The sequence below is a fragment of the Streptococcus sp. 2018162 genome (assembly GCF_019754175.1).
In the GTDB taxonomy this organism is placed as follows: Bacteria; Bacillota; Bacilli; order Lactobacillales; family Streptococcaceae; genus Streptococcus; species Streptococcus hashimotonensis.
The window spans coordinates 275,523-287,794 of record NZ_JAIJZP010000001.1 but is presented as its reverse complement, the minus strand read 5'-3'; the positions used below and the strand labels follow the sequence as shown (position 1 = coordinate 287,794).

Below are 12,272 nucleotides of genomic sequence, written 5' to 3'. Positions count from 1 at the left end.
TTTTAGATATTATTTACCAATAGCAAAAGTCAACACCCCCGACGCAGCCAGTTTTCCGTCCACTTCTGCCTTTGCCTCAACGACCGCAATGGTTCCACGGCGTTTGACAAATTTAGCTGTCATGATCAACTGGTCACCAGGTACAACTTGCTTCTTAAATTTAACCTTGTCCATGCCGGCATAAAAAACCAGCTTGCCCTTATTTTCTTCCTTGGACAATTCCAAGACACCTGCGGTTTGCGCCAAAGCCTCCATGATGAGAACACCTGGCATGACAGGATAGTCTGGAAAATGTCCGTTGAAGAAGGGCTCGTTAATGGTTACATTTTTGAGGGCGACAATCTCATCTTCTGATACTTCAAGGACACGATCGACCAAGAGCATAGGGTAGCGATGAGGAAGAGCCTCTTTAATTTTCAAAATATCAATCATTTGATGCGTACCAATCCTTGTCCAAATTCTACAACGTCCTGGTTGCCCACCAAAATCTCTGTGACCACACCGTCACGGTCAGCAGGCACTTCGTTCATGACCTTCATGGCTTCGATAATCATGAGAGTCTGCCCTTTTTTGACCGTATCGCCAACTGCTACAAAGGCTGGCTTGTCAGGGGCTGGTGACAAATAAGCCACGCCGACCAAGGGACTTTCCACTACCGTACCTTCTGCCACAGAGCTTGCACCTGCTTCTACTGGAGCTGGCTCACTCGTTTCAACTGCTGGCACAGAGGCTGGGCTTGCAGGAGCTACTGGAACAAGCGGAGCTTCTACCGCTGGACTCGGAACCGCTGTCGCCTGCTTGTTCTTACTAAAGTGCAAGGTTTCCCCAGCATTGCTATATGAAAATTCTCGCAAACTTGACTGGTCAAATTGACTCATCAAGTCCTTTATTTCTGTAATATTCACTTAAGCCTCCCAACGTTTGAAAGCAATCACCGAGTTGTGACCTCCAAAGCCAAATGTATTTGAAATGGCATGGCGGATTTCCATATCACGCCCCTGTCCATAAATGACATCTGCTTCAATATCTTCAGATAATTCTGTCGTACCTGCTGTCTTTGGTGCGTAAGAATGACGCATGGCCTCAATGACTGCTGCCGCCTCAACTGCACCCGCTGCACCCAACAAGTGACCAGTGAAGGACTTGGTGGAAGAAACTGGCGTGTTCTTGCCGAAGACGGATACGATAGCTTGGCTTTCCCCTTTTTCATTAGCCGGTGTCGAAGTACCATGGGCATTGATATAGTCAATATCAGCTGGCTCTAAACCTGCTTCTGAAATGGCCAACTTCATGGCCTTAATAGCACCCAGACCTTCTGGATGTGGAGAAGTCATGTGGTAAGCATCGCAAGTATTTCCATAACCAACGATTTCAGCCAAAATCGTCGCCCCACGCGCCTCTGCGTGTTCCAAACTTTCCAATACTAAAACCGCAGCCCCCTCTCCCATAACAAAACCATTGCGGTCCTTGTCAAATGGAATAGACGCACGTTCTGGATCCTCAGTAGTCGACATAGCTGTCAAAGCTTGGAAACCACCGATTGCAAATGGAGTAATGGCTGCTTCTGCTCCACCTGCCAACATGACATCTTGGAAACCAAACTTGATTTCACGGAAGGCTTCTCCTAAGGCATCATTTGATGAAGCGCAGGCTGTGATGATACACTTGCAGACACCATTTGCACCGACCTGCATAGCAATATTTCCAGCCGCCATATTTGGCAAGGCCTTTGGAAGAGCCATGGGACGAATGCGTTTTGGACCTTTTTCATTCATCCGAGCCACTTGCTCTTCAATTTCCAAAATACCACCGATACCTGTTGATAAGATAACGCCAAAACGGTCACTATCCACTGTCTCTGTATCCAGCTGTGCATTAGCAATCGCTTCTTTAACTGCATAGAGTCCATAGAGCGAGTAATTATCGTAGCGATTTGTATCCTTTTTAACGAAATATTTGTCAAAAGGAAAATCTTTTAATTCCGCAGCATTATGGACCGAATATTCACTGGTATCAAACTTGGTAATCTTTCCGATCCCAATTTTCCCTGATTTCAAACTATCCCAGAACTCCTCTGGCGTATTTCCGATTGGAGATGTCAGACCGTAGCCTGTTACTACTACACGATTTAATTTTGTCATTTTCAGTCCTTTCTCATTAGGAAACTTACTGCATGGTCAAGCCGCCGTCAACCGCAATCACCTGTCCTGTTAGATATTCTTGCTTGGCAAGGAATACAGCAACATCAGCTACTTCTTCTGTCGCACCAAAGCGTTTCATAGGAATTTGTGCAGTCATAGCTTCTTTAATCTTGTCAGATAAAACATCTGTCATATCAGACTGGATAAAGCCCGGCGCAATCGCATTGACACGAACATTTCGCCCAGCAACCTCACGGGCAATGGCTTTAGTAAATCCAATCACACCTGCCTTAGAAGCAGAATAGTTGGCCTGTCCAGCATTTCCAATCAAGCCAGATACACTTGATAGATTGATAATAGCGCCCTCACGAGCCTTTGTCATTGGTTTCAAAACAGCCTGCGTCATATTAAAAGTTCCAGTAAGATTTACCTTCAGAACCGTATCAAAATCCTCTTCTGTCATACGAAGAGCCATTCCATCTTTGGTAATCCCTGCATTGTTGACCAAAATATCAACGCTACCGAGGGTTTCGATAGCTTCTGCTACCATTCGTTTGGCATCTTCCGCGCTTGAAATATCTCCTGAAATAGCTAGGACTTTCACACCGTAATCTGCAAAGCTATCCAGAATATCTTGCCCTAATTGACCACGACCGTTCAGCACCACATTGGCACCAAGACTGGCAAACTTATGGGCAATAGCCAAGCCGATTCCTCGACTTGAACCTGTTACAAAAACATTTTTATTTGTTAATTCCATGATTCCTCCTCATGATTTATTCAATACTATTTGTAGCCCCTCTATATCTTCAATTGCTACAACATGCGCCGTCTTATCGATTTTCTTGACAAATCCTGATAAAACTTTACCTGGACCGATTTCAATAAAGTTAGTCACACCAGCTTCCTGCATGGTTGCGATTGACTCATAGAAACGAACTGGTTCCATCACTTGACGGGTCAAGAGGGACTTGATGTCCTCTTTTTTCATGACCTTGGCTTCCGTATTACCGACCAACTCTACTTGGAAGTCCGCAAATTCCACTTCTTCCAAGGCCTGAGCCAATTGCTCCGAAGCTGGTCGCAGGAGAGCCGTGTGAAAGGGGCCAGATACATTGAGCGGAATCATCCGCTTGACACCTGCTTCCTTCAGCAATTCAACCGCCTCATCCACTGCAGCCACCTCGCCTCCGATGACGATTTGGGCCGGTGTGTTGTAGTTGGCTGGGGAAACAATGCCAGAGGTAACTTTTGAACAAATTTCTTCAATCAAGTTGACATCTGTATTGAGAACAGCAACCATCTTACCAGTTCCTGCTGGCGCAGCCGTTTCCATATATTCACCACGCTTAGCGATCAGGGCAATCGCATCTTCAAAGGCCAAAGCTCCCGATGCCACCAGAGCTGAATATTCTCCCAAGGATAGACCAGCTACCATATCAGGTTGTACTCCCTCTTCTTCCAGCAGTCGAAAAATAGCCACAGAAGTGGTCAAAATAGCAGGCTGGGTATAGCGAGTCTGATGTAATTTATCCTCTTGATTGTCAATTAGGTCGCGAATGTCATACCCCAGAATCTGACTAGCCTGGTCAAACGTTTCTCTAACTATCGGGAAATATTCGTAAAGGTCGCGAGCCATCCCCACTGTCTGAGACCCTTGACCTGCAAAAAGAAAAGCTGGCTTTGTCATCCTATTCTCCAACCGAAGCCCAACGGCTTGCCTCTTCTTTAATCGCTTTGGCTGCTCCATAATAGATGTCCTTCAAAATATCTTCACAAGATTCTTCTTTAGAAACTAGACCAGCAATTTGACCAGCCATTACAGAGCCATTTGTTACATCACCATCAACAACTGCATTGCGGAGTGCTCCTGCACCAAGTTCTTCAATAGCATCTGCCGAAATTTTACCTGCCAAGAAATCTTTCTCTGCAGCTGCATAAGCAGATGACAACTTATTCTTGATAGCTCTCACAGGATGTCCAACAATAGAAGCAGATACAGTTGTATCAATATCCTTAGCTTTTAAAACTTTTTCCTTATAAGCCTGATGGGCATTGGACTCTGTAGCTACTACAAAACGAGTTCCAACTTGCACCGCTTCTGCACCCAACATGAATGCTGCCGCTGCACCTGCACCATCTGCAATACCTCCAGCAGCAATAACAGGAATAGATACGGCTTCAACAACCTGACGAACCAAGGTCATGGTGGTCAATTTACCAATATGGCCTCCGGCTTCCATACCTTCAGCAATAACAGCATCTACCCCTAATTTTTCCATGCGTTTCGCAAGGGCTACACTCGGTACAACAGGAATAACTGTAATCCCTGCAGCATGGAGACGTTCCATATACTTCCCTGGATTTCCTGCTCCTGTAGTGACAACTTTCACACCTTCTTCGATGACCAAGTCAACAATGTCATCCGCAAAAGGAGACAAAAGCATGATATTGACACCGAAAGGCTTGTCCGTGATAGATTTAACCTTGTCAATATTTGCCTTGACCACCTCTTTGGGAGCATTTCCTCCACCGATGATTCCTAGACCACCTGCATTAGATACGGCACCAGCCAAATCTCCATCAGCTACCCAAGCCATACCACCTTGAAAAATTGGATACTTAATATCGAGCAATTCTGTTATTTTCGTCTTCATAATTCCCTCATCTTTTTTCTTGCTTACCTAATCATTTGAATATCAAATCATTAGGTAAACAAGTGAAGGGTTGCCCCCTCACTCAAAAAATAGTTTGATATTTCAATGTTTTGATTATCAAAGTATTTGATTTAAGAAAAATGCTCACCAGCACTTTTCTTAGCTATCCTCTTCCTTATATTATCTTTGAAATAAGGAGAGGAATACTATAGTCTTTCAGTTTGCTTTTAGTACTAGGCAACGAGCTGTAGACAGTACTGGAGTACGGCAAAGCGAGTTAACGACGTAACAAAAGATAAACTGAATGACTATAATTATTTTGTTTTTTCTTCAACATAAGCAACCAAATCGCCTACAGTTGTCAAACCTTCTTCAGTATCGATTTGAATATCGAAGGCATCTTCGATTTCAGAGATAACTTGGAAAAGATCCAATGAATCTGCATCCAAATCTTCAAAGGTTGTTGTAAGGGTTACTTCTTCAGCATCCTTACCAAATTCTTCAACGATGATTTCCTGTACTTTTTCAAATACTGCCATGATAAATGTCTCCTTTTGGAAAATAAAATATTTTAATCTTGCCTAGGGCAAGGAATTAACTAAAGTTGTAAGAGTAGAGTTCCCCATGTGAGGCCTCCACCGAAACCAGCCATGAGAACAGTCTGGCTTCCATCCAATCGCAACATTCCGCTCTCTACACATTCTGATAAGAGAATGGGAAGACTTGCTGCGCTGGTATTGCCATATTTATCCATATTTGCTGGAAATTTTTCACGCGCCACTCCCAATTTACGCGCCATCTTATCTAGGATACGTATATTGGCTTGATGGAGCAGGAAATAATCAACACAATCCACAGTCATATCAGCTTGTTCTAGCAGCTCTGCCATGGTTGCCGTAACATCCCTCGTAGCAAATTCAAATATAGCTCTGCCCTCCATTTGGATAAAGGGTTGCTGACGGCTTTGTGTCGAGAATGGCGTCTCTTTCTGATCTATCCCTGCTGTCAGACTAGCCCCTCGACTGCCATCCGTTCGCAAGATTTCTGCTAAAAAGCTCGGTTGTTCACACGCTTCCAGCAAAACTCCTCCAGCACCATCTCCAAATAAAACAGCCGTTGATCGATCCGACCAGTCGACAGACCTAGATAGGGTCTCAGCTCCAATGACAAGTCCTCTCTTATAGACTCCTGAAGCAAGCAATTTTTCTGCTGTTGATAGCGCAAAAACAAATCCTGAACAAGCTGCAACGAGATCATAGGCAAAAGCCTTTTTCGCACCAATTGCTGCTTGGACCATAGCTGCCGTAGATGGCATTGAAGCATCTGGAGTAATCGTTGCTACGATGATGAAGTCAATTTCACTAGCATCTAGCTGAGACTTTTCCAGTAATTTTCTAGCAACTTGACTAGCCAAATCACTCGTCGTCTCTCCAGTAACAATGTGCCGTTGACCGATACCTGTACGGCTACGAATCCACTCATCACTGGTCTCCATTCGTTGAGCCAAATCATCATTGGTCACAATCTTCTTCGGAAGATAGTGGGCCACCTGACTGATTTTAGCATGGTTTCTCATTTCAAATCCTCCAAGAAGTGATAGAGTTTCATGAGTCCTTTCTTCATTACCTGATACTCTGCATCATCCATACCATCTGTAATCTGCTTAACCATTTCATTGTGAAATCGTTGATGCAAACGATAGACCAGTCGACCTTTTTTGGTCAGGTAGAGATGAACAACTCGCCGATCTTTGGTCGAACGAATACGTTCCACGTATCCTTTTCTTTCCAAATTATTCAAGCTAGTTGTAACAGTACCTAAGGTTACCATCAAAGTCCGAGCAACATCACTCGGAGTAGCTCCATCAATACTTCCTATCACATCAATCGTGTGCATTTCCTTAATCGAAATATCATTGAATCGGCTACCACGCAGACTTGTTTCTTCAATCACCAACACATTGTTAAAAATGGCCGTTAGATATTCATTTACTTTTGGATCTTCCAAAACAGGCCTCCTTTACTTTGATAGTCAAAGTATAAACCATAAAACTTTGATTGTCAAACATTTTTTACTAATTTAAAAATTAATCTCCCGTAAACACTGGTCTACGTCGTTCTGCATGCGCTCGAACTCCCTCTTTAAAATCCTCTTTATAGGCCAATGTTTCTTGCAAATCCAGCTCTAATCGGCGATAAGACTCCCAGTCTTTAAATTGACTTTCCCATGTCAGTTGTTTGATTGCTGCATAAGAATTTACTGAGCTTCGCAAGAGTTTTTTTATGACCTGGGCAACCGTCTTTTCTAGTTTTTCTGGCTCTGCCAATTTATAAATAATCCCATATTCTAAAGCCTTATCCGCTGATAAGCCCTCTCCAGTCATCGCCAAGTGACTAGCACGATTTGCCCCAATAGCACGACTCAGTAGAAAGAGCCCCCCCGCATCCGGCGCAAGTCCAACACCTACAAAGGCTTGGATGAATTTTGTCTTGCTGGAGGCAATAACAAAATCAGCTGCCACCGCCATATTAGCCGCGGCTCCAGCCACTGCCCCATCTGTCACCATAATGACCACTTTAGACAATTTCTTCATCGCAAACGAAATATCATTCACCAGCTCTGCTATTTTTACCAAAGAAGCAATATCATCATCATCAACTGCACGTTTCATCTCAACTAAATCTCCACCCACGGAGAAAATGTAACCCTGTGCTTGAATTTGTAAAATTTTGACGGAGGCATCCCCTTCTGCAAGGCGGATTGCTTCTAAGATTTCTTCACACATAGGAATATTAAAACCATTTGCCACTTCCGGTCTGTTTAAAGTTAGAATCGCTACGGAATCAATTACTTCATAACGAATTGTTTGGTAGGCCATTCCCTTGCTCCTTTCAAAATAGTTTGATTATTAAAAGATTTGAACATCAAACTTCAAATTCTTGTTTTCCATTGTAACACAGTTTTTACAATTGTCACTTTTTTTCTAGCAAGGAAAGTGTGACGTCCGAAAAAGATGGGGGCTATCCTCGAAATATAAAATTTAGATATGCTAGAAAATAACGTGTCTAAGAACCTACATTCACACACAAAGCGCCTTGGCTTTTTCGCTCATCAAGGCAATTTTTGAGGGAAATACTGACTGTATTTTGAAAAAAACAACCTCAATATGCAAGTCTGAACTGTACATATAGGCTCTAAGTTTAATTTACAACTTTCATTTTTTCACGTTAATACTTTTGGAAGATTGAACTGGATTCTGAGCTAGAAACACCATTTTTCACCGAGAACTAATACTTGGACTACAATATAATATTTCTTAAAATCGCAATAAATCAAAGGCATCTTCAAGATTGTCTACCAATCTATCTGCTTTCGACTGATCAATTCCATAATGCTGGTCTCGAATAGCCCAAACTGTCAAGCCTGCTTTTTTAGCCGCTTCAATTCCCTTAGCACTATCTTCGAATACTAAAATGTCCGATTTAGCTACTCCTGTTGCACTGGCTGCTTTCACATAAACTGCGGGATCTGGTTTTGGGGCCTCACAATCCATCGCTGAGAAAACATGACTAAAGTGAGAGCGTATACCAGCATCTAATAGAGCACGTTCGATTTCTGAACGGTCGGTATTTGAAGCCAAAACTACAGGAATACCTTGGATAGTTAGTCTCTCCAATACCGCTTTAACTTCAGGAAAAATCCTCTCTGCATAAGGGGTAGGTCGCTTTTCTTTATACACACGATATTCTTCTTCCAAGGCAGGGACATCCCAGTTATCATAATCATCCCCTAAAATCCGTTGCCAAATTTGACTAGCCCTTCCACCGACAAATATAGATGGATCCAAATGATCAACCGATAAACCTTTTGTCGCTAAAAAATTCACTCGACGTTGAAAATAGAATGTTTCTGTATCAAAAAGTACACCATCCATGTCGAAAATAATTGCTTTTACCATACTCGCCTCCTATTACTTTAATTGTAACACAGTTGAAAGAAAAAAATGTTTTTCTGAAATTTTCACGCTTGTCTCTTGTTCGTTTTTCGATAAAATTCTTGGCAAGATTTGTCTGAACATACTGACAATTTCACATCATTCTGCTATAATAGAAAAAAATATCCAAGGAGATGAGAATGAAAGTTATTAAATTTGGGGGAAGCTCACTTGCTTCAGCTGGACAGTTAGAAAAAGTTTTCAATATTGTTCAATCTGATTCAGAACGTCGCTTTGTTGTTGTGTCTGCACCTGGAAAACGCAATGCCGAGGATACTAAAGTTACTGATGCGTTGATTAAATATTATAAAGAATATGTTAACGGAAAAGATGTGACTGCCAGTCAAGAATGGATCATCAACCGTTATCAAGCAATGGTTGACGAACTTGGTTTCACAGCTAACAGCATGAAGAAAATCGCAGACAGCATCATCTCTTTGGCCAGCCTACCAATTGATGATAACGAATTCCTTTACGACGCATTCTTAGCAGCTGGTGAAGATAATAATGCCAAATTGATTGCCGAATATTTTACCCACAGAGGATTGCCTGCACGCTATGTCCATCCTAAAAAAGCTGGTATTATCGTCAGCTCCGAACCAGGAAATGCTCGCATTTTGCCTTCAAGTTATGACAAAATCGAAGAGCTTCGTGATACAGATGAAGTACTCATTATCCCAGGATTCTTCGGTGTAACTGTTGATAACCAGATTTGTACCTTCTCAAGAGGTGGATCGGATATTACAGGTTCCATCATTGCTGCCGGGGTCAAGGCTGACCTCTATGAAAACTTTACAGATGTCGATGGTATTTTTGCTGCCCATCCTGGCATCATTAAAAATCCACATTCAATCAAAGAATTGACCTATCGTGAAATGCGAGAATTAGCTTATGCAGGTTTCTCCGTCCTCCACGATGAAGCCCTCCTTCCTGCCTATCGCGGGCGGATTCCATTGGTTATCAAAAATACCAATAACCCAACTCACCCTGGTACCCGAATTGTACACAAACATACCGAGCAAACAGTTCCTGTTGTCGGCATTGCCGCAGACGATGGTTTTGTCAGCATTAACTTGTCCAAATACTTGATGAACCGTGAAGTTGGTTTTGGTCGCAAGGTATTGCAAATTCTCGAAGATCTCAATATTCGCTGGGAGCACATGCCGACCGGGATTGACGATTTATCCATCGTAGTCCGTGAGCGTGAATTGACTCCTATTAAGGAAGAAGAGATCCTTCGTCAACTCAATACGAAAATGGAAGTTGACAAGGCCGAAATCGAACATGGTTTATCTATTATCATGATTGTTGGTGAAAATATGAAGAGCCATGTCGGTGTAACAGCTACCGCTACCACCGCCCTCTCTAAACAAAACGTCAACTTGGCAATGATTTCACAGGGAGCCAGTGAAGTTTCTGTCATGTTCGTTGTCAAAACCGAAGAAAAGAAACGCGCCCTGCACGCACTCTATGAAGCTTTTTTTAACGAGCAATAATCACAACGAGGTCGATCATTTCCCTCTTCATACTCTTCGAAAATCAAAATCAGACATTGTTGACTTGATTTGATAAGTGTCAATCTCCAAAGTTTTCCAAAACCTTTGGAGATTGTCTGATTTTAATTTTCATTGAGTACCAATTAAAATTTGAATAAACAAAAATAGCTTAGAATCAACGTTTCTGACGATGCAATTCTAAGCTATTTTTTAGGCTTTTTATACGAAAACTCAAAGTTAAGTGTCAACATCTCAGCGCAGTGGTTGATTGGTTTTAACAGTCCAGTGGACTATTTTAGCCCGAGCCAACTGCTTGGAAGTGAGGGGAACTCTTTTTGACCTAGTCGAATCTTTCCCACTCCCCTTGCATCGAAGTAATAAAAGTCAACTAAATGACGATATTTGTATTATAGACAATATCTAGGTAACACTTCTATAATATTTTACCCTTCTATTCTAGCAAAAGAGGTGAATTATCGTCACTTTTACTATCGCTGTTATTCAAAAATTCGAGGTAGGCGATCTGTCAAAAGACAAACAACCTCGTAATTTATGGTTCCGATGCGATCAGCCCACTCCTGAACAGAGATCGTTTTATCTCCATCTTGACCGATTAGGGTGACTTTTTGACCAAGTGGATAAGCATGAGGTAAACGAATGGTGATCTGGTCCATCGAAATACGCCCTACAATTTCACAGGCCTGCCCATCGACTAAGACTGATAAGCCCTGTAAGCTTCGTACGAGACCATCTGCATATCCTATCGGAACGGTCGCAATCCATTCTGAGGCGGTGCTGTGATAAGTAGCTCCGTAGCCAATTGTTGTGCCAGCTTCAACCTGCTTTACATGAACAATTTCAGATACGAGAGATAAGGCTGGTTGAACCTCAAACGGGAGTTCTAGTACTCGTCCACTTGGATTAAGTCCATAAAGAATGTTTCCCAAACGAACCAGGTTAAATACTGTATCGGCATGCCAAATGCTTGTTGCTGAATTGCTGGCATGAATCCAGCGCGGAGTAATTGGTAGAACATCCAAAAATTCTTTAAAAACAGACAGTTGACTCTCGAAGTGCGCCTGATCAACCTCATCCGCAGTAGCAAAATGAGTATAGACTCCTTCGATGTCATACTCTAATTCTTCAAGGGTAGCAATCGCTTGTAGCAAATCGGCTATTTTTCTAAAACCAATCCGCCCCATACCAGTATCTAGCTTAAGATGGACAGTTAGACCAGATAAATCCGCCTCTAAGTCTTTTGCATCTTGCAACCAGTCCAGACTGGCAACTGTCACACTGATATTGAGTTGATGAGCTACTGGTAAAAAACGTACAGGAACCACTCCTAAAATCAAGATAGGGTGCTCGATACCTGCTTTACGTAGCTCTAATGCTTCATCCAAATTCGAAACACAAAAACCAGCTGCTTGACTGGATAACTTTTTCGCTACCGCAACAGCTCCATGACCATAAGCATTCGCTTTAACAACAGCAAATGCTTCGGTCTTCGGAGGCAAATTGGTCATTACTTGCTCGAAATTTTCCGCAATCGCATCTAAGTTAACCCGAATTTGCGTGGGTCGATGTTCACTTTCAATCATCTTTCTCCTCCAAAATCACACTAGCTTGTACAAAATTTCCTGAATGGCTAATGCTGAGCCAAATATTCCCATCAAAGGGACTCTTCGTCACATAGGGAACTCCTTTGCTGGTATTAAGAATTTCAATATCATGAAATCCTATCTTACCAATGCCTGTCCCCAAGGCCTTGGTCAGCGCTTCTTTGGCTGACCAACGTCCAGCTAAATATTCTAACTGACGGCGACCAGACAAACTTTGATACCGTTCAAATTCTTTCTCTGTGAGAATCTTTTTGGGAAACCCTTGGTGTTTGATTCTGGCACTTTCAATCGCCTCCATCTCCTGAAGGTCAATGCCATGTCCTACTATCATTAATCGGTCTCCTTTTGCATAGTCTTTTCAT

General features: G+C 42.5%; 14 protein-coding genes. 1 reads left to right on the top strand and 13 read right to left on the bottom strand.

Translation table 11 applies throughout. The features are described 5' to 3' along the window. Positions 1-9: 9 nt before the first annotated feature. The 11 genes from fabZ to K5Q22_RS01265 all read right to left on the bottom strand — a co-directional run bounded on the left by fabZ (position 10) and on the right by K5Q22_RS01265 (position 8,756). The gene (gene fabZ / locus K5Q22_RS01315; protein ID WP_024378919.1) at positions 10-432 is read right to left on the bottom strand and encodes a 3-hydroxyacyl-ACP dehydratase FabZ; all 423 of its coding nucleotides are present in this window, start codon (positions 430-432) and stop codon (positions 10-12) included. Continuing rightward, on the bottom strand, positions 429-905 hold the full coding sequence (gene accB, locus K5Q22_RS01310) for an acetyl-CoA carboxylase biotin carboxyl carrier protein (RefSeq protein ID WP_205013346.1): 477 nt from the start codon (positions 903-905) through the stop codon (positions 429-431). Before accB ends, fabZ begins: the two co-directional genes overlap by 4 nt. Further along, positions 906-2,141 (bottom strand): beta-ketoacyl-ACP synthase II, encoded by a 1,236-nt coding sequence (gene fabF, locus K5Q22_RS01305; RefSeq protein WP_205013347.1) that lies wholly within the window; start codon positions 2,139-2,141, stop codon positions 906-908. Positions 2,142-2,166: 25 nt separating this feature from the next. After that, positions 2,167-2,901 (bottom strand): 3-oxoacyl-[acyl-carrier-protein] reductase, encoded by a 735-nt coding sequence (gene fabG / locus K5Q22_RS01300; protein ID WP_105140052.1) that lies wholly within the window; start codon positions 2,899-2,901, stop codon positions 2,167-2,169. 9 nt (positions 2,902-2,910) lie between these two features. Beyond that, entirely contained in the window at positions 2,911-3,831 is a 921-nt protein-coding gene (fabD, locus tag K5Q22_RS01295) for an ACP S-malonyltransferase (protein ID WP_205013348.1), read from the bottom strand. Position 3,832: 1 nt separating this feature from the next. Next, the gene (fabK, locus tag K5Q22_RS01290) at positions 3,833-4,798 is read right to left on the bottom strand and encodes an enoyl-[acyl-carrier-protein] reductase FabK (RefSeq protein WP_044674417.1); all 966 of its coding nucleotides are present in this window, start codon (positions 4,796-4,798) and stop codon (positions 3,833-3,835) included. A 314-nt stretch (positions 4,799-5,112) separates the two neighbouring features. Beyond that, complete coding sequence (locus K5Q22_RS01285; RefSeq protein ID WP_205013349.1) at positions 5,113-5,337, bottom strand: acyl carrier protein; 225 nt, start codon at positions 5,335-5,337, stop codon at positions 5,113-5,115. A 59-nt stretch (positions 5,338-5,396) separates the two neighbouring features. Next, a complete protein-coding gene (locus K5Q22_RS01280; protein WP_109371854.1) occupies positions 5,397-6,374 on the bottom strand; it encodes a beta-ketoacyl-ACP synthase III in 978 nt (325 codons plus the stop codon). Beyond that, positions 6,371-6,805 (bottom strand): MarR family winged helix-turn-helix transcriptional regulator, encoded by a 435-nt coding sequence (locus tag K5Q22_RS01275; RefSeq protein WP_012775319.1) that lies wholly within the window; start codon positions 6,803-6,805, stop codon positions 6,371-6,373. Before K5Q22_RS01275 ends, K5Q22_RS01280 begins: the two co-directional genes overlap by 4 nt. Before the next feature lie 79 nt (positions 6,806-6,884). After that, positions 6,885-7,676, bottom strand: coding sequence for an enoyl-CoA hydratase (locus K5Q22_RS01270; protein WP_105147684.1), 792 nt, complete (start codon positions 7,674-7,676; stop codon positions 6,885-6,887). Between the two features lie 438 nt (positions 7,677-8,114). After that, positions 8,115-8,756, bottom strand: a complete 642-nt coding sequence (locus tag K5Q22_RS01265; RefSeq protein WP_024412224.1) for an HAD family phosphatase — start codon at positions 8,754-8,756, stop codon at positions 8,115-8,117. A 176-nt stretch (positions 8,757-8,932) separates the two neighbouring features. Between K5Q22_RS01265 and K5Q22_RS01260 the strand changes: the two genes are divergently transcribed. Continuing rightward, positions 8,933-10,288 (top strand): aspartate kinase, encoded by a 1,356-nt coding sequence (locus K5Q22_RS01260; RefSeq protein ID WP_002942489.1) that lies wholly within the window; start codon positions 8,933-8,935, stop codon positions 10,286-10,288. Between the two features lie 497 nt (positions 10,289-10,785). Here the strand turns inward: K5Q22_RS01260 and alr are convergent, their stop codons facing one another. Beyond that, positions 10,786-11,889, bottom strand: a complete 1,104-nt coding sequence (alr, locus tag K5Q22_RS01255) for an alanine racemase (protein ID WP_205013350.1) — start codon at positions 11,887-11,889, stop codon at positions 10,786-10,788. Continuing rightward, positions 11,882-12,241, bottom strand: a complete 360-nt coding sequence (acpS, locus tag K5Q22_RS01250) for a holo-ACP synthase (protein WP_012027718.1) — start codon at positions 12,239-12,241, stop codon at positions 11,882-11,884. The genes alr and acpS overlap by 8 nt, the downstream gene beginning before the upstream one ends. Positions 12,242-12,272: the final 31 nt, after the last annotated feature.